The 16,059-nt window shown below is 72.2% G+C and carries 17 protein-coding genes; 8 read left to right on the forward strand and 9 right to left on the reverse strand.

Going from position 1 to position 16,059, the window contains the following annotated elements:
* The first annotated feature begins 10 nt into the window (after positions 1-10).
* Positions 11-1,045 (forward strand): class II fructose-bisphosphatase, encoded by a 1,035-nt coding sequence (glpX, locus tag AB0I67_RS38465; RefSeq protein ID WP_357934582.1) that lies wholly within the window; start codon positions 11-13, stop codon positions 1,043-1,045.
* 29 nt (positions 1,046-1,074) lie between these two features.
* On the opposite strand, the gene AB0I67_RS38470 is transcribed toward glpX, so the two are convergent.
* Positions 1,075-1,710: a DUF1707 domain-containing protein gene (locus AB0I67_RS38470; protein ID WP_357934585.1), complete on the reverse strand. Its 636-nt coding sequence runs from the start codon at positions 1,708-1,710 to the stop codon at positions 1,075-1,077.
* A gap of 154 nt (positions 1,711-1,864) precedes the next feature.
* Between AB0I67_RS38470 and AB0I67_RS38475 the strand changes: the two genes are divergently transcribed.
* Positions 1,865-2,527 (forward strand): DUF998 domain-containing protein, encoded by a 663-nt coding sequence (locus tag AB0I67_RS38475; RefSeq protein WP_357934588.1) that lies wholly within the window; start codon positions 1,865-1,867, stop codon positions 2,525-2,527.
* Here AB0I67_RS38475 and AB0I67_RS38480 read toward each other — a convergent pair.
* Complete coding sequence (locus AB0I67_RS38480; protein ID WP_357934591.1) at positions 2,491-3,072, reverse strand: TetR family transcriptional regulator C-terminal domain-containing protein; 582 nt, start codon at positions 3,070-3,072, stop codon at positions 2,491-2,493. The genes AB0I67_RS38475 and AB0I67_RS38480 overlap by 37 nt on opposite strands.
* Before the next feature lie 67 nt (positions 3,073-3,139).
* Here AB0I67_RS38480 and AB0I67_RS38485 point away from each other — a divergent pair, with 67 nt between their 5' ends.
* Positions 3,140-3,784 (forward strand): phosphatase PAP2 family protein, encoded by a 645-nt coding sequence (locus AB0I67_RS38485; RefSeq protein ID WP_357934594.1) that lies wholly within the window; start codon positions 3,140-3,142, stop codon positions 3,782-3,784.
* 33 nt (positions 3,785-3,817) lie between these two features.
* The gene (locus AB0I67_RS38490) at positions 3,818-4,990 is read left to right on the forward strand and encodes an MFS transporter (RefSeq protein WP_357934596.1); all 1,173 of its coding nucleotides are present in this window, start codon (positions 3,818-3,820) and stop codon (positions 4,988-4,990) included.
* On the opposite strand, the gene AB0I67_RS38495 is transcribed toward AB0I67_RS38490, so the two are convergent.
* Genes AB0I67_RS38495 through AB0I67_RS38515 form a run of 5 tightly spaced genes read right to left on the reverse strand, consistent with a single transcriptional unit; the run spans position 4,920 to position 9,926 of the window.
* Entirely contained in the window at positions 4,920-5,807 is an 888-nt protein-coding gene (locus tag AB0I67_RS38495; RefSeq protein ID WP_357934598.1) for a deoxyribose-phosphate aldolase, read from the reverse strand. The genes AB0I67_RS38490 and AB0I67_RS38495 overlap by 71 nt on opposite strands.
* Complete coding sequence (iolC, locus tag AB0I67_RS38500; RefSeq protein ID WP_357934601.1) at positions 5,800-6,735, reverse strand: 5-dehydro-2-deoxygluconokinase; 936 nt, start codon at positions 6,733-6,735, stop codon at positions 5,800-5,802. The genes AB0I67_RS38495 and iolC overlap by 8 nt, the downstream gene beginning before the upstream one ends.
* Complete coding sequence (locus AB0I67_RS38505) at positions 6,728-7,552, reverse strand: TIM barrel protein (protein WP_357934604.1); 825 nt, start codon at positions 7,550-7,552, stop codon at positions 6,728-6,730. The genes iolC and AB0I67_RS38505 overlap by 8 nt, the downstream gene beginning before the upstream one ends.
* Positions 7,549-8,487 carry a Gfo/Idh/MocA family oxidoreductase gene (locus AB0I67_RS38510; RefSeq protein WP_357934607.1) on the reverse strand — a complete coding sequence of 313 codons (939 nt, stop codon included), beginning with the start codon at positions 8,485-8,487 and terminating at the stop codon, positions 7,549-7,551. The genes AB0I67_RS38505 and AB0I67_RS38510 overlap by 4 nt, the downstream gene beginning before the upstream one ends.
* Positions 8,488-8,516: 29 nt before the next feature.
* Entirely contained in the window at positions 8,517-9,926 is a 1,410-nt protein-coding gene (locus tag AB0I67_RS38515; protein WP_357934610.1) for a PLP-dependent aminotransferase family protein, read from the reverse strand.
* Positions 9,927-9,992: 66 nt separating this feature from the next.
* Here AB0I67_RS38515 and AB0I67_RS38520 point away from each other — a divergent pair, with 66 nt between their 5' ends.
* On the forward strand, positions 9,993-10,883 hold the full coding sequence (locus AB0I67_RS38520; protein ID WP_357934616.1) for a DMT family transporter: 891 nt from the start codon (positions 9,993-9,995) through the stop codon (positions 10,881-10,883).
* Here AB0I67_RS38520 and AB0I67_RS38525 read toward each other — a convergent pair.
* Positions 10,816-10,968 carry a hypothetical protein gene (locus AB0I67_RS38525; protein ID WP_357934619.1) on the reverse strand — a complete coding sequence of 51 codons (153 nt, stop codon included), beginning with the start codon at positions 10,966-10,968 and terminating at the stop codon, positions 10,816-10,818. The two genes, AB0I67_RS38520 and AB0I67_RS38525, sit on opposite strands and share 68 nt — an antisense overlap.
* Positions 10,969-11,070: 102 nt before the next feature.
* On the opposite strand from AB0I67_RS38525, the gene AB0I67_RS38530 reads away from it, so the two are divergent.
* Complete coding sequence (locus AB0I67_RS38530; protein WP_357934622.1) at positions 11,071-12,723, forward strand: fumarate hydratase; 1,653 nt, start codon at positions 11,071-11,073, stop codon at positions 12,721-12,723.
* A 3-nt stretch (positions 12,724-12,726) separates the two neighbouring features.
* Here the strand turns inward: AB0I67_RS38530 and AB0I67_RS38535 are convergent, their stop codons facing one another.
* Positions 12,727-12,915, reverse strand: coding sequence for a DUF5999 family protein (locus tag AB0I67_RS38535; protein ID WP_357934625.1), 189 nt, complete (start codon positions 12,913-12,915; stop codon positions 12,727-12,729).
* Between the two features lie 389 nt (positions 12,916-13,304).
* On the opposite strand from AB0I67_RS38535, the gene AB0I67_RS38540 reads away from it, so the two are divergent.
* Together AB0I67_RS38540 and AB0I67_RS38545 are read left to right on the forward strand one after the other, a co-directional pair.
* Positions 13,305-14,399: a serine/threonine-protein kinase gene (locus AB0I67_RS38540; protein ID WP_357934628.1), complete on the forward strand. Its 1,095-nt coding sequence runs from the start codon at positions 13,305-13,307 to the stop codon at positions 14,397-14,399.
* 35 nt (positions 14,400-14,434) lie between these two features.
* Positions 14,435-16,039 (forward strand): serine/threonine-protein kinase, encoded by a 1,605-nt coding sequence (locus AB0I67_RS38545; RefSeq protein WP_357934631.1) that lies wholly within the window; start codon positions 14,435-14,437, stop codon positions 16,037-16,039.
* Positions 16,040-16,059 lie beyond the last annotated feature (20 nt).

A 16,059-nucleotide genomic window follows, 5' to 3' on the forward strand; every position in this document is an offset into this window, starting at 1 on the left:
GCTCACCAACATGTCCGATCAGTCGTCCGTTCCCGCGCCGCTCGTCACCGGCGAGCACGCCCCTGATCGCAACCTGGCGATGGAGCTGGTCCGCGTCACGGAGGCCGCCGCGATGTCCGCGGCCCGCTGGGTCGGTCGCGGCGACAAGAACGGCGCCGACGGCGCCGCGGTGAACGCGATGCGCCAGTTGATCAACACGGTGTCGATGAACGGCGTGGTGGTGATCGGCGAGGGCGAGAAGGACCACGCGCCGATGCTCTTCAACGGCGAGCAGGTCGGTGACGGCACCGGCGCCGAGTGCGACGTGGCGGTCGACCCGATCGACGGCACCCGGCTGACCGCGATGGGCATGCCGGACGCGATCTCCGTCATCGCGGTGAGCGAGCGCGGCTCGATGTACGACCCGTCGGCCGTGTTCTACATGGAGAAGCTGGTCACCGGGCCGGACGCGGCCGACGTGGTGGACATCAACGCGCCCGTCGCCGCCAACATCCAGGCCGTGGCGCGCTCCAAGGGCTGCTCCCCCGCCGACGTCACGGTGGTCGTCCTCGACCGGCCCCGGCACGAGCAGATCGTCAAGGAGATCCGGGAGACCGGGGCGCGGATCAAGTTCATCACCGACGGCGACGTGGCCGGCGCGATCATGGCGGCCCGCCAGGGCACCGGCATCGACCTGATGCTCGGCATCGGCGGCACCCCCGAGGGCATCATCGCCGCGTGCGCGCTCAAGTGCCTGGGCGGCGTCATCCAGGGCAAGCTCTGGCCGCGGGACGAGGCCGAGCGCCGCAAGGCCCTGGACGCGGGCCACGACCTCAACCGGGTGCTCACCACGCACGACCTGGTGCGGTCCGACGACGTCTTCTTCGCCGCCACCGGCATCACGCAGGGCGAGCTCATGCAGGGCGTGCGGTTCCGCAGCGGGGTGGCGGTGACGCACTCGCTGGTGATGCGCGGGCGCTCGGGAACGATCCGCAAGGTGGAGTCGGAGCACCAGCTCTGGAAGCTGCGCGCCTACAGCGCCATCAACTTCGACACCGCGGGCTGACCCCCGCAGCGGCTTCCGGGGTGAGGGGGCTACCTGCGGCGCTTGCGCCGGGGTGGCTCCTTCACCTTGATCTCGCCGACGAAGTTGGTCGTGCGCACCTCGATGACCGGCGCGTCCGGCTCGGTCGGCTGCTTGGTGAGCCGTGCGGTGCGGTCCTTGGCCACCCGGATGACCTCGACGCCCTCCGGCACGTGGATCTCCAGCCCGCCGAAGACCAGCGTGGCGTTGATCACGATGCGCCGGTTCTGCAGGATCGCGTCGCGGAAGTCGAGCTTGGTCGTGCCGAACATGGCGTTGACGCCCAGTTCGGCGGGCACCACCCAGCGTCCGCCCCTGGCCTCCTTGCGGAAGACGGCCGAGACCGGCCGCCCGTCGAGGACCAGTGGTTGCTCCTCGGGCGGCAGGAGGTCTCCGGTGAGCTCGGCGAGCTGGCCGAGGGTGCGGGCGGAGTAGAGCACTCCGAGCCGCTCCTCCAGCTCGTCGAGACCGATCCGGCCGTCGGCGTGGGCCTCTTGCAGGACCTGGGCGATGCGCTCGCGATCCTCGTCGGAGGCTCGGAGCTCGTGCGGTTGCGGTAGTCCGTCCTTGCGTGGGTTGCGCGCCGCGTTCCACTCCTCGGCTAGCCGCTCACCGACCTCGGACAGGCGTGGGAGCCAGTCGTTCACACTCTTGACGATAACCGGTCCACGGCGATTTATCGGCATACGACGCCCAAGATCGCGAATGGGCGCTCACTGGTGATGGTAAGCAGGCGAGGCGGCTTCGCCGTACCGCGTGGGGCGGTGGAATCTTCCTCTTTGCCACTCCGTTGAACAGTCCATGCAGCGAGCGGGACAGGCCGGCCTGGCGGCCGTCGGGGTGGGGTCGGCCGTGGTGGTGGGGCTCGATCTGGCCCGGCTCGACGAGATGAGCCCGATCCGCCGGACGATCTCCGAGCACGGGCTGGGCCCGCAGGGCTGGATCTTCGCGGTCGCGGTCGCGTTGCTCGCGCTGGGGTCGGCGGCGATCGCGGCGTGCCTGGCCAGGCGGCGGCTCGCGGGGCCGGTCGGCACGCTGGCGCTGCTCGCCTGGAGTGCGGGGCTGCTGGTCGCGGCCACCTTTCCCAAGCACAACTGGGCCGTGGGGCCGAGCCTGAGCGGGACCGTGCACCGCTGGGGCAGCATCGTGGCGTTCCTGAGCCTGCCGGTGGCCGCGCTGATCATCGCCCGGCCGTGGCGGCATCCGGAGTGGCGGCGGCGGGCCGCGGTGGCCTACGGGCTGGGCATCGGGTCGGTCGTGACCGTGCTCGGCATCGCGGCGGTGATGACGGTCGGCTGGGGCAACGGGCTGGCGTGGTGGCAGGTGATGCCGCTCGGGCTGGTGGAGCGGGTGCTCGCGGCGGTCGAGGTGGCGACGGTGATCGCCCTCGGCCTGTGGTCCGCCGCTCGAGCCGATCGGGGACGGAGTCAGGGACGCAGCCCGGCGATCAGGTCGTCCACGTAGCCGCGGAAGATCGTCGCCATGTCCACCTGCTCGGGGTCGATCAGCCACTGCGTCTGCAGGCCGTCCATCATCGCGATGAGCCGGTCGGCCAGCGCCTCCGCGTCGAGCCCGGCCCTGAACTCGCCCGCCTCGACCCCGCTGCGGAAGGCGTCGGCCATGCTCGCCCGCAGCCGCCGGTAGCGCTCCAGCGCCCAGGCGTGCCCGGGGTGGTCGCCGGTGACCGCCTCGCCGCTGATCACGGAGAAGAGCTGCACCAGGCCGGGCATCCGGGCGTTGTAGTCGACCACGTCCGCCAGCCGCCGCAGCGCCTCGGCGCCGCGCAGCGAGGCCAGGTCGAAGCGCCGGGTGTCCATCTCGTCGCGGTATTCGAGCACGGCCACGAGCAGCCGTTCCTTGCTCTTGAAGTGGTGCAGCAGCCCGGCCTGGGACAGCTCGACGCGCTCGGCGATGCGGGCGAGGGACGCGCCGCGGTAGCCGTTCTCGGCGAACTCCTGCAGCGCGACGGCGAGGATCCGCTCGCGCCGCGCGTATCCCCTGCGACTCACGGGGGTCACCCTAACAGAATGGCCACATACCTATCATTCGGTTGGTTATACGTATAAATTCCGGCCCATGAACCGCCCGAGATGGATGCTCCTCTACGGCCTGGGCCTGCTCGCCGCCGGAGCCGCCTTCGCCGCCCTCATGCTCGCCGACCCGGTCGCCCCGATCACCCAGGGCTTCGACTCCGCCTGGAGCGAGGCCATGCTCGGCACGCGCAACGAGGCCCTCACCGCCGTCTCCCACGTGCTGAACCTCGCCGGCGGCCCGGCCAGCCTGGTCATCATGCTCGCCCTGCTGGCCTGGTGGATCCCGACCGGCCGCCGCTGGGGCGCGCTGCTGCTGTTCACCGCCACGCTGGCGACGACCGTGGTGGCGCAGGGCGTCAAGCACCTGGTGCTCCGCGCCCGGCCGGAGAACCCGATGGTCACCGTGGACACCGGTTCCTTCCCCTCCGGCCACGTGGTCACGACCGTCGCCTTCTGCCTGGTCGTCGTGGCCGTCCTGGTCTCCACCCGGCTCCGGGCGGGGCTCATCGCCACCGGCGTGATCACCGTGCTGATGATCTGGGACCGCACCTACGTCGGCGCGCACTGGTTCTCCGACACCGTCGAGAGCGTGCTGCTCGGCGGGGGCACGACGCTTTTGCTGTGGTGGGGCTTCGCGCCGCTCCTGGAGCGGGATCTGGCCAAGCGGGAGGCCCGGGCACTAACCTGACGAGGGCTCACGTTCCCCCCACAGGAGGCCGCCGTGCCGACTCCGCGTGACCGTCAGGCCCGTATCGCCACCTTCGTCGTCTACGCCGTCCAGGGACTGTCCTTCGCCACCCTGCTGGTCCAGGTGGCCAACCTGCAGAACCGCCACGGCCTGTCCGAGGGCGAGCTGACCCTGCTCCTGCTCATCGTGCCGGTGCTGGCCGGCGTGGGCAGCGTGCTGGCCGGCTCGCTCGCCGGCCGCCTCGGCAGCCGCCGGGTGCTGCGCCTGGCCCAGCCGCTGGTCGCCGTCGCGGTGGCCGGCGCCGGCTTCGCCCCGAACGTCCCGCTCCTGCTGCCCGCCCTGGTGCTGTTCGGCCTCGGCGTCGGCGCGGTGGACGCGGGCATGAACATGCAGGGCGTCGCGGTCGAACGCCGCTACGCCCGGCCCGTGCTCAACGGTTTCCACTGCCTGTGGAGCCTGGCCAGCGTGCTCGGCGCGCTGTGGGTGTCGGCCACCGCCGAGTCCCTGCCGATGGGCGTGATCATGGCCGCGCCCATGGTCCTGGCCGTCGCCGGCTCCCTCTACGCCGGCCCGCGGCTGTGCCCGCCGGAGGAGGAGACCGTGCCGGCCGCCGCCGGCCCGCGCACCTTCCCGTGGCGGGCGATCGTCCCGCTCTGCCTGGCCATGGCCTTCCTGTACGTCGGCGACGCGGTGATCTCCAACTTCAACTCCGTCTACATGGAAGACATCCTGCTCGCCTCCCCCGCCGTCGTCCCGCTCGCCTACGCCGCCTACCAGGCCACCACCCTGCTCGTACGGCTCGGCGGCGACCTGGCGGTGCGGCGCTACGGCCCGGCGGCGATCGTGCGCGTCGGCGGCGCGGTCGCCACGCTCGGCTTCGCGGGCATCGTCCTGGCCCAGAACCAGCCCCTCGGCATCGTGGCCTTCGGCCTGACCGGCATCGGCCTGGCCGTGGTCGCCCCGCAGTCGTTCTCCGCGGCCGGCCGGCTCGACCCGACCGGCAGCGGGGTGACCATCGCGGTGGTCAACCTGTTCAACTACGTCGGTTTCATCCTGGGCGCGATGCTCGGCCTGGTCGCCGAGCTGACCAGCCTGCGGGTGGCCTTCGCCGTACCGCTGGTGCTGGCCGCGGGCATCATCCTCCTGGCGCGGGGCTTCGAGCCGGCCGCGCGTCCAGCATCGCCGCAGCCGTATCCACAGCCGTGACCACGTCGTCGTCGGGCGGATAGAGCAGCGCCCGCCCGACGACGAGCCCGCGCACGCCCGGCAGCTTGAGCGCGTTGCGCCAGGCGGCGTAGGCCAGGTCGGGGGTGTCGCCCGGGTCGCCGCCGAGCAGCAGCGCGGGCAGCGTGGTGGCCCGCATCACGCGGTCCATCTCCGGCACCACGGGGATCTTGAGCCAGGTGCGCGCCGAGGTGGCGCCGAGCGCCTGGCCGACGTTGATCGCCTTGATGACGCCCTCCGGCGACAGGTCGTGCCCGGAGCGGTGCGACCAGAACGGCTCGACCATGGCGATCAGGTCCCGGGCGGCCAGCTCGCTGACCGCTCTGGCGCACGCCTCCAGGGTGGCCGCGGTGCCGTGCTCGTCGAGCGCGATGCGGCAGAGCATCTTGCCGCCGTCCAGCCGCATGCGCGCGATGGCGTCGGAGTCGAAGGCGGTGAAGCGGTCGTCGAACTCGAAGACCGCGCCCTGGATGCCGCCCCGGTTCATGGAGCCGATGACGATCCGATCGTCCAGCGCGCCGAGCAGCAGCAGGTCCTCGACGATGTCGGGGGTGGCCAGCAGGCCGTCCACGCCCGGCCGGGCCAGGGCGGCGACCAGCCGGTCGAGCAGGTCCTCGCGGCTGCCCATCGCCAGCGGCCGGCTGCCGACGCCCAGCGCGCCACGGGCCGGGTGGTCGGCGGCGATGATGAGGAGCTGCCCGTCGCCGGTGAGCGGGCGGCGGCGCCGTTGCGCGGCGGCTTCGGCGATGCGCTCGGGATGGCGGGCCCGGATCTCCCGCAGTGCGCCGTAGTCAGCCAACGCCCAGCGTCCTTTCGATCCGCTCGATCGTCGGCATGGCCGGCGCGCAGGCCAGCTCTCCGGCGACGATCGCGCCCGCCGCGTTGGCGTATCTGAGGGTTCGTTCCAGCGGCCAGCCGGCCAGCAGCCCGTGGCAGAGCGCGCCGCCGAAGGCGTCGCCCGCGCCGAGGCCGTTGACCACCTCGACCTCGACCGGCTCGACCAGGACCTGTTCGTGCCTGGTCAGGCCCAGGACCCCGGCGCCGCCCTGCTTGACCACCGCGAGCTCGACCCCGGCCTCCAGCAGGGCCTGCCCCGCCTCGTACGGCTCGCGCAGCCCGGTGGCCACCTCGACCTCGTCCAGGTTGCCGACCGCCACGCTGACGTGCGGCAGCGCCTTGGCCACCTGCTCGCGGGCGGTGGCGGGCGAGTCCCAGAAGGCCGCCCGGTAGTCGAGGTCGAGCACGGTGTGCGTCTTGCGCCCGCGGGCCTCCCAGGCGTGGAAGTGCGCCGCCCGCGACGGCTCCTGCGACAGCCCGGTGACCGTCGCCCAGAACAGCCCGGCTTCGCGGATCGCGGTGAGATCCAGCTCCTCGGGGCGGATCTCCAGGTCGGGGGCCTTGGGGAAGCGGTAGAAGTAGATCGGGAAGTCGTCCGGCGGCCGGATCTCGCAGAAGGTCACCGGCGTCGGCAGCCCCTCGACCGCCGTGACGTACCGGTCGTCCACCCCGTAGCCGCGCAGCGCGTCGTGCACGAACTCGCCGAACGGGTCGGCCCCGGTGCGGGTGATCACCGCCGCGCTGCGGCCCAGCCGGGCGGCGGCCACCGCCACGTTGGTCGGGCTGCCGCCGAGGTACTTGCCGAAGGTCTCCACCTCACGCAGCGAGACCCCGACCTGCAACGGGTAGACGTCGACGCCCACCCGGCCGATGGTCAGCACCTCAGGCACGGGCGATCCCCTCCAGGTAGGCCAGGCTCCGCCGGACGTCGGCGGCCGGATCGTCCGCCTCCCCGGTCAGGACCACGTCCTGCTCCATGACGTACCACCCGGCGTAGCCGTCCTTGTCGAGCGCGGCGACCAGGCCCGCGACGTCCACGTCGCCCTGGCCCAGCGGCCGGTAGAGGCCCTGCCGGACCGCCTCGGTGTAGCCGATCTCGGGCACGCGGGCGGCCAGCGCGGCGTCCACGTCCTTGAGGTGCACGTGCGCGATGCGGCCGGGGTCGCGCCTGGCGATCTCGACCGGGTCGGTGCCGCCGACCAGCAGGTGGCCGGTGTCCAGGCAGAGCGGCGCGACGCTGCCCGCCAGCACGCCGAGCACCTCGGCGCGGCTCTCGACCATGGTCCCGACGTGCGGGTGCAGGGTGACCAGCCGGTCGAGTTCGGCGGAGGCCCGGTCGAGGTTGGCGCAGAGCGTGGTCAGGCCGCGCTCGTCCAGCGCCGGGCGCGAGTCGTAGCCGTCCTGGCCGGTCGCGGCGGCGAGCACCATCACCTCGACGCCCGCCGCGGCGAACTCGGCGGCCTTGCGCCGCAGCTCGGGCAGCGGGTCGTGCTCCGGGTCGTGCAGGACCACCGGGATGAAGCCGCCGATGCCGTGCATGCCGTACTCGATCAGGTCGGCGGCGGACAGGAAACCGTCCGGGCCGAGTTCGGTGGCGGTCAGGCCGAGCGCGCGCATCTCCGCCAGCACCCGCTGCGCCGGGAGCTGGTGACCCCAGCCCGGGACCTCGCAGACACCCCAGGAGATGGGGGCTCCCGCGATCTTCATACCTTCTCCACTTCCACGGGGCGCCCCTCGCGGCGCGAGCGGTCGGCTGCCTCGGCGATCAGGAGCGCCGCGAGGGCGTCCTCGATCGTGCACGGGCTCTCCCGGTCGCCGCGCGCCGCCTCCAGGAAGGCGCGCAGCTCGGCCCGGTAGGCGTCCTCGAACCGGGTGACGAAGTCGGGCCAGGGCTCCGCCGGGCGGGTGCCCTCGTCGAGGCTGGCCAGCGGGGCGCGGGGCCCGAGGCCGACGGCCTGGGTGGCCCGCGTGCCGGCCACCTCCATGCGCACGTCGTAGCCCGCGCCGTTGTACCGCGAGCCCTGCAGCGTGGCCAGCGTGCCGTCGTCGAGCGTGAGCAGGGCGGCGCTGGTGTCCACGTCACCGGCCTCGGCGAAGAACGCCTCGCCCCGGTTGGCGCCGGTGGCGTAGACCGTGCGGGCCTCCCGGCCGGTCACCCAGCGCAGGATGTCGAAGTCGTGGATGTGGCAGTCGCGGAAGATGCCGCCCGAGGTCGGGATGTAGCCGGCCGGCGGCGGCGCGGGGTCGGCGGTGAGCAGGTGCACCCGGTGTACCTGCCCCAGATCCCCGGCGCGCACCGCGGCGCGGGCGGCGGCGTACCCGGCGTCGAAGCGGCGCTGGAAGCCGATGTGCACCATCGTCTCCCCGCGGGCGTCGAGCACCGCGCGGGTCTGCTCGACGGTGAGCGCGACCGGCTTCTCGCAGAACGTCGGGATGCCCTGGGCGCAGGCACGCAGCAGCAGCTCGGCGTGGGTCGCCGTCGGTGTCGCGATCACCAGGGCGTCCGCCTCGAAGGGGTCGCCCGGCCTGCCGTACGGCGAGGTGCGCACCGGGTCGGCGACGATCAGCTCGTCGACCAGAGGGGCCAGGGTTTCTGCGTGAAACGCCCCGATTCTTCCTAATCCAAGCAATCCCACCCGCATGGCTACTGGTCTAGCCGGTGCCTCCGGTATCAGTCAATAGTTTGTCCTGACATTCTGACTTTTAGCGCCCGTACGGCCGGCAGCGCCCGGTGTACAGGCACCCGCGCGAACCCGGCCACGATGGCCGGCGGCCCCGGCGTGAACCGCATCGGACCGACCGGCTCGGCGGCCAGCCCGAGGTCCTGGGCGGCCCGCGCGACGGCCACCTCGTCGCAGCCTCGCGGGAGCTCCAGGTAGATGTGCAGCCCGGCCTCGATGCCGTGCACGCTCACCTCGGGCAGCTCCTCGGCCAGCGCCCGCACCAGGGCGTCGCGCCGGCGCCGGTACTCGCGCCGCATGCGCCGCAGGTGCCGGTCGTAGCCGCCGGTCCGCAGGAAGTGCGCCAGCGCGTACTGCTCGACCACCGGCGAGCCGAGATCCAGCTCGCCCCGCGCCCGCCGGATGCGCGCGGCCACCTCCGGCGGCGCGGCCACCCAGCCCAGCCGCAGGCCCGGCGCCATCGACTTGCTCACGCTCCCGCACAACACCACCCGATCGGGCGCCAGCCCCTGCAGGCAGCCGACCGGGTCGCGGTCGAAGCGGAACTCGGCGTCGTAGTCGTCCTCCAGGATCAGGCCGCCCCACTCGATCAGCGCCGCGCGGCGGCCGGGCGACAGGACCACGCCGGTCGGGTAGTGGTGGGCCGGGGTGACCAGCACGGCCTGCGCGCCGCTCGCCTCGACCGCGCGGGCGTCGATGCCCGCCGCGTCCGCCTTGATCGGCAGCAGTTCGGCGCCCGCCCGGCGCAGCAGCGGCACCTGGCGCTGGCTCGTCGGGTCCTCGACGGCGAGCCGGGTGCGGCCCAGGACGTGCAGGGTCAGGCTGAGCCCCTGGGCGACCCCGCCGACCACGACCAGGTTCTCCGGGCGCACGTCGGCCGCCCTGACCCTGCGGAGGTAACCGGCCAGCTCCACGCGCAGCTCGGGCACGCCGCCCGGATCGCCGTAGTCGAGGGCGTCCGACGGCAGGGTGGTCAGCACGTGCCGCATCGCGGCCAGCCACCGCTCGCGGGGGAAGAACCCTAGGTCGGGCGAGGTGGGCCGGTGACCGTGGTAGGGGACGCCCAGGCCCGCGGGCTGCGCGGCCGGCTCCTCCTCGTCGCTCGGGACAGCCGCCGTCGCCGTACCCGTCGCCGTACCCGTCGCCGTACCCGCCGCCGTGGCGGCGACGGTGGTGCCCAGGCCGACGCGGGAGACCAGGAAGCCCTCGGCGACGAGCTGCTCGTAGGCCTCGACCACCACGCCCCGCGAGACCTGGAGGTCGGCGGCGAGCTCGCGGGTCGAGGGCAGCCGCGCCCCCGCCGCCAGCCGCCCCCGCCGCACGGCCTCCCGCAGCTCGGCGGCGACCTGGACGGCGATCCCGCCGCCCTGCCGGTCGATGGAGAGATGCAGATCGGCCAATGGTCCACTCTTTCCGCACCGGATTGGACTCTACGAGAGAGCCATTACCTCCCTAGCATCTCAGGCATGCACAAGGGAGTCATCGGCGCCGCCTCGGCCATGGTCCTCGTCGGCACCCTCGCCGGCGCGTCCGGACTGATCGCGGACTATCCGATCTACGGCGGCCAGGCCGTGCGCTACCTGATCGCCGCGCTCATCTGGGTGGTGGTGATCCGGGTCATGCGGGTGCGCCTGGTCCGGCTGACCGCCAAGGAGTGGCTCCTGCTGGCCGGCCTGACCCTGCTGGGCCTGGTCGTCTTCAACGTCGCGGTGATCGAGTCGACACGCGCCTCGGGGCCCGCGCTCGCCGGGGTGGTACTCGGCACCGTGCCGCTGGCCCTCGCTCTGGTGAGCGGACGGCCCGCACCCCGCCTGCTGGCGGGTGCGGTCGTGGTGGTGGGCGGCGCGACGCTCGCCACCGGGCTGGGCAGCGGCAACCTGCCGGGGCTGCTCTGGGCCCTGGTCGCGCTGGTCGGTGAGGTCAGCTTCTCGCTGCTGGCCATCCCGCTGCTGCCCAAGCTGGGCGCGGTCCGGGTGTCGGCCTACTCCACCGGGCTGGCCGTGCCGATGCTCTTCGCCGTCGGCCTGGTCAGCGAGGGTACGGCGATGCTCCGCGTGCCGACCCCGGCCGAGGCCCTCGGCTACCTCTACCTGGCCTCGGTGGTCACCGTCGTGGCGTTCTTCCTGTGGTACTCGTCCCTGCCGAAGCTCGGCCCGGGCCTGGCCGGGCTGTTCGCCGGGCTCATCCCGGTGGGCGCGATCGGCACCGGCCTGCTGCTCGGCATCGCGGTGCCGACCGTGCCGGACCTGCTGGGCGCGGGGCTGGTGATCGTGGGCATCGTGATCGGCCTCAGCGCACCACGAACCCCCGCCAGATCACCCGGCGCCGCCGCAGCACCGGCCACTGCCCGGTCCTGATGCCGCTCAGCGCCATCGCCGCCAGCGCCCCGGCCATGCCGCCGACGACCAGGACGCCCATCACGAGCATGAACACGATCTCCATGACGCCTCCATGTAGTTGAAAGTTGGACTACATAAGCCGATACCGGTCCCGCGTATTCCCCGGGGGCCGTAGGCTCTAGGAGGACCGAAAGGATCGAGGACAATGCCCGAGTTCGACTACACCGACCTGCTTCCGCTTGGCGCCGACGAGACCGAGTACCGGCTGATCACGGCGGAGGGGGTGCGGAAGGTCGAAGCGGCGGGCCGCACGTTCCTGGAGGTCGACCCCGAGGCGCTGCGGCTGCTGACGGAGACGGCCGTGCACGACATCTCCCACTTCCTGCGCTCCTCGCACCTCGCGCAGCTCCGCAAGATCGTGGACGACCCCGAGTCGAGCGGCAACGACCGCTTCGTCGCGCTCGACCTGCTCAAGAACGCCTCGATCTCGGCCGGCGGCGTGCTGCCGATGTGCCAGGACACCGGCACCGCGATCGTGATGGGCAAGCGCGGCCGGCACGTGCTGACCGACGGCGCCGACGCCGAGCACATCTCGCGCGGCGTCTACGACGCCTACACCAAGCTCAACCTGCGCTACTCCCAGATGGCCCCGCTGACCATGTGGGAGGAGAAGAACACCGGCTCCAACCTGCCGGCCCAGATCGAGCTGTACGCCGAGGACCCGGGCGGGCACGCCGACGAGTACAAGCTGCTCTTCATGGCCAAGGGCGGCGGCTCGGCCAACAAGTCGTTCCTGTACCAGGAGACCAAGGCGGTGCTCAACGAGAAGCGCATGCTGCAGTTCCTGGAGGAGAAGATCCGCTCGCTCGGCACCGCGGCCTGCCCGCCGTACCATCTGGCGATCGTGGTGGGCGGCACCTCGGCGGAGTTCGCGCTGAAGACGGCCAAGTACGCCAGCGCCCGCTACCTCGACTCCATCCCCACCGAGGGCTCGGCCAGCGGCCACGGCTTCCGCGACCTGGAGCTGGAGCAGAAGGTCTTCGAGCTGACCCAGAAGCTCGGCATCGGCGCGCAGTTCGGCGGCAAGTACTTCTGCCACGACGTGCGGGTCATCCGCCTGCCGCGGCACGGCGCCTCGTGCCCGGTGGCCATCGCGGTCTCGTGCAGCGCCGACCGCCAGGCACTGGCCAAGATCACCGCCGAGGGCGTCTTCCTGGAGAAGCTGGAGACCGACCCGGCCCGCTTCCTGCCGGAGACCACCGACGAGCACCTCTCCGACGACGTGGTGCGCGTCGACCTCAACCGGCCGATGGCCGAGGTGCTGGCCGAGCTGACGAAGTACCCGGTCAAGACCCGGCTCTCGCTCACCGGCCCGCTGGTCGTCGCCCGCGACATCGCCCACGCGAAGATCGCCGAGCTGCTCGACGGCGGCGGCGAGATGCCGGCCTACCTCAAGGACCACGCGGTCTACTACGCCGGTCCGGCCAAGACGCCCGAGGGCTACGCCTCCGGCTCGTTCGGCCCGACCACGGCGGGACGCATGGACTCCTACGTCGAACGGTTCCAGTCGGCCGGCGGATCGATGGTCATGCTCGCCAAGGGCAACCGCTCCAAGCAGGTGACCGAGGCGTGCCAGCGCTACGGGGGCTTCTACCTGGGCTCCATCGGCGGCCCGGCGGCCCGGCTGGCTCAGGACTGCATCAAGAAGGTGGAAGTGCTGGAGTACCCCGAGCTGGGGATGGAGGCGGTCTGGAAGATCGAGGTCGAGGACTTCCCCGCCTTCATCGTCGTGGACGACAAGGGCCAGGACTTCTTCGCCGACACCACCGGCCCGGTGCTCACCATCGGACGCCGCTAGGGCTCAGGCGGCCACCAGGCCACGATGCGGGTCCACCACGCGGCCGTCGGGCAGGAGCAGGCCGGTGTCCTCGAACAGGATGACGCCGTTGCACAGCAGGCTCCAGCCCTGGTCGTGGTGGGACCGCATCACGTGGGCGGCTTCGCGGTCGAGCGAGTCGGCGGTGGGACAGAGCGGCTGGTGCTTGCACATTTCGCACACCTTCTTCTGGGTGACGAGCTCCTGGCGGGTGGTCGTTCAGTAGGGCAGCTTGCGCCCGGACGGAGTACGCAGGTCGAGCGAGGACTTCACGGGCCTGCTCGGCCTTTTCCTGACCTGGGTCTGTCGCATCCTCATCACGTCCTTCAACGACGGTGTGGTGATCGCGAGTTCCGAGGGCGTATGCCTTCATTCTGACGATCCCGACCGACACTTTTTCGTGCTCTGTCCGGAGGATGAACCCGCCCGCTTACCGCAGACCTACAGACCGCTGACACGCGCATTGCATGACGCGTCAGGTCAGACAACTTGACCCCACATCGCAACATTTAATCGGCCCCGCCTCTACAGGTACGTTTGGGCGAATCGGTAAGCTGCCTGGCATGCGTGCGCCGTCCGGTTATCTCCTTGCCGCGCGCTATCGGCTCCTGGAGCCGGTCGGCCGCGGCGGCATGGGCACCGTTTGGCGAGCACATGACGAACTGCTGGACCGCTACGTCGCGGTCAAGGAGGTCCGGCTGCCCGTCGTCATCGACGAGGACCTGCGGATCGAGCTGTGCGCGCGCACCGAGCGCGAGGGCCGGGCGACCGCGATGGTCGCGCACCCGTCGGTCATCACCGTCTACGACGTCGTCACCGAGGACGACCGGCCCTGGATCGTGATGGAGCTGCTCCAGGCCAGGTCGCTGGAGCAGCTCATCCAGGACAACGGGCCGCTGCCGCCGCGCTTCGCCGCCGAGATGGGCCGGCAGATCCTCGGCGCGTTGCGCGCGGTGCACGGCAAGGGCATCCTGCACCGCGACGTCAAGCCCAGCAACGTCCTGGTGACCGAGCAGCGGGCGGTCCTCACCGACTTCGGCCTGGCCGCCTTCGAGGGCGAGATCTCCATCACCCAGGCCGGCATGGTGCTCGGCTCGGCCGGCTACATCGCGCCCGAGCGGGTGCTGGGCGCCAAGGCCAGCCCGGCGGCCGACCTGTGGTCGCTCGGCGCGACCCTCTACACCGCCGTCGAGGGCCACGGCCTGCACGGCCGCCGTACGGCTGCCGCCGCGCTGGCCGCGCTGACCAGCGGCGAGCAGATCCCGATGCCCAAGGCCGGGCCGCTGGCCCCGGTGCTGGAGGCGCTACTGCGCATCGACCCCGAGACGCGCATCGACTCGGTACGGGCCTCGCTCATGCTCGCGCGGGTCGCCGCGGGCGGCTCCGCCGAGCAGCCGCTCAGCCAGTCCGGCCGCCGTCCCGCCCTCGCCCTGGCCGGGCCCGCCTTCACCCGGCGTCCCACGCATCGCGGGCTGCACCGGGCGGAGGCCCAGGCCGCTGCCGTATCATCGGGGGCGCAGGCCGTACCTCTTCCCCGTGGCGGGGTGCACCGCAGGCCGGGATCACCGCCCACGGCGTACGGCAGGCTACGGGCCAGATTGATCAAGCTTTTCCTCCCGCGCCGCTTCTGGCCCAAGGAACTTCGCAAGCGAGGGTAAAGCACTTTCTAAGCAGGAATAGATATCTTCTTCTCATGTCGGAACAGCACAAGGGCGTGGCGGGGCGCGTGCTCGCCGGACGGTACGAACTGCTCGCACCGCTCGGCCGGGGGACGATGGGGACGGTCTGGCGCGCGCACGACCGGACGCTGGGCCGCGAGGTCGCCATCAAGGAGATCCGCCAGGACTCGGGCCTGAGCGAGGCGCAACGAGCCGAGCTGCGCGAGCGCATGGTGCGTGAGGGGCGGACCGCCTCCCGCATCAACCACCCCTCGGTGGCGGCGATCTACGACGTGCTGATCCACGACGACAGCCCCTGGATCATCATGGAGCTGGTCGAGGCCCGCTCGCTGGAGCAGGTCATCGAGGAGGAGGGGCCGCTGCCGCCCCGCCTGGTCGCCGAGATCGGCGTCGACCTGCTCGGCGCGTTGCGCGCGGCCCACGCCCAGGGCATCACCCACCGCGACGTCAAGCCCGGCAACGTGCTGATCACCGAGCACGGCCGGGTCGTGCTGACCGACTTCGGCATCGCCAAGGCCGAGGGCGACACCAAGCTCACCAAGACCGGGATGGTCATCGGCTCGCCCGGCTACACCGCGCCGGAACGTGCCAGGGGCGAGTACACCGGGCCGGAGTCGGACGTGTGGTCGCTGGGGGCGACGCTGTACTTCGCGGTCGAGGGACGGCCGGCCTACGAGCGGTCGAGCATCGCCGAGACGCTGGCCGCGCTGATGACCGAGAGCGCCGACCCGCCCACCCAGGCCGGTCCGCTGCGGCCGGTGCTGGACGGCATGCTCAACAAGATCCACCAGCAGCGGCTGAGCACCGCCAAGGCCGAGACGATGTTGCGGATGGTGGCCGACACGCCCACGCACGAGTTCCCGGCGGTGGAGGAGCCGATCCGGGTGCAGAGCGCCGAGTCGTGGCAGGTCCCGCAGCCCACCTCCGACGCCTGGCCCCGGCCCCAGCAGAACCCGCAGCAGAACCCGTGGCAGAACCACCAGCCCCCTGCCGCTCCCCCGGCCCAGCAGCCGGCCCAGCAGCACGGTCATCCCCCAGTGCAGCACCCCGGGCAGTCCCCGGTGCACCCCGGTCAGCCGCCGGTGCAGCAGCCCGGTCAGCCGCCGGTCGAGGTGCCGGGGTGGTCCGGTGGGTTCGACCCGGACCAGGACCCCAACCGCACGGTCACCGTCGCCCGCCCGAAGCACCCCCTGAACCAGCCACCCGGCCCCGGTCATGCTCCTGGCACCCCCGGACCCGGCCACGCCCCGGGACCGCAGGGCCCGCCCCCCGGCTACGAGCCCCAGCCGCCGAGCTTCGGCGGCCCCCTGCAGCCGGCCGACCCCCGCCCGCCGGTCTACGACGAGAGCTCCGAGACGACCCGGGTCGTGCAACCGCACCCGCCCGGCCAGCAGGTCTACCCGTCCCCGCCGCAGAACCACCAGCAGAACCCGTGGCAGAGCCACCAGCCCCCGCCCGCCGCCCCGATGCCCCCGGAGCGCGGCCTGGGCACCGACCTGTTCGCCATCGCCGGCCAGTCAGAGGCGCCCCGTAAGGCCAGCCGTACCGGCATGTTCATCCTGATGGCCATCGCCGCCGCCGCGGCGGTGATCATCGCCATCCTGGTTCTGACCGGCTGACCGGCCTGATACAGACTGGG

This window comes from Nonomuraea sp. NPDC050310 (assembly GCF_040655795.1).
Classification (GTDB): Bacteria; Actinomycetota; Actinomycetes; order Streptosporangiales; family Streptosporangiaceae; genus Nonomuraea.

Excerpts from the sequence above, each read along its gene's own strand:
- AB0I67_RS38475 (WP_357934588.1), top strand. The coding sequence starts at position 1,865 with ATGCAGCGAGCGGGACAGGCCGGCCTGGCGGCCGTCGGGGTGGGGTCG.
- AB0I67_RS38545 (WP_357934631.1), top strand. The coding sequence starts at position 14,435 with ATGTCGGAACAGCACAAGGGCGTGGCGGGGCGCGTGCTCGCCGGACGG.
- AB0I67_RS38510 (WP_357934607.1), bottom strand. The coding sequence starts at position 8,487 with ATGCGGGTGGGATTGCTTGGATTAGGAAGAATCGGGGCGTTTCACGCA.
- AB0I67_RS38540 (WP_357934628.1), top strand. The coding sequence starts at position 13,305 with ATGCGTGCGCCGTCCGGTTATCTCCTTGCCGCGCGCTATCGGCTCCTG.
- AB0I67_RS38530 (WP_357934622.1), top strand. The coding sequence starts at position 11,071 with ATGCCCGAGTTCGACTACACCGACCTGCTTCCGCTTGGCGCCGACGAG.
- AB0I67_RS38520 (WP_357934616.1), top strand. The coding sequence starts at position 9,993 with ATGCACAAGGGAGTCATCGGCGCCGCCTCGGCCATGGTCCTCGTCGGC.
- AB0I67_RS38485 (WP_357934594.1), top strand. The coding sequence starts at position 3,140 with ATGAACCGCCCGAGATGGATGCTCCTCTACGGCCTGGGCCTGCTCGCC.
- AB0I67_RS38525 (WP_357934619.1), bottom strand. The coding sequence starts at position 10,968 with ATGGAGATCGTGTTCATGCTCGTGATGGGCGTCCTGGTCGTCGGCGGC.
- glpX (WP_357934582.1), top strand. The coding sequence starts at position 11 with ATGTCCGATCAGTCGTCCGTTCCCGCGCCGCTCGTCACCGGCGAGCAC.
- AB0I67_RS38535 (WP_357934625.1), bottom strand. The coding sequence starts at position 12,915 with ATGTGCAAGCACCAGCCGCTCTGTCCCACCGCCGACTCGCTCGACCGC.
- AB0I67_RS38505 (WP_357934604.1), bottom strand. The coding sequence starts at position 7,552 with ATGAAGATCGCGGGAGCCCCCATCTCCTGGGGTGTCTGCGAGGTCCCG.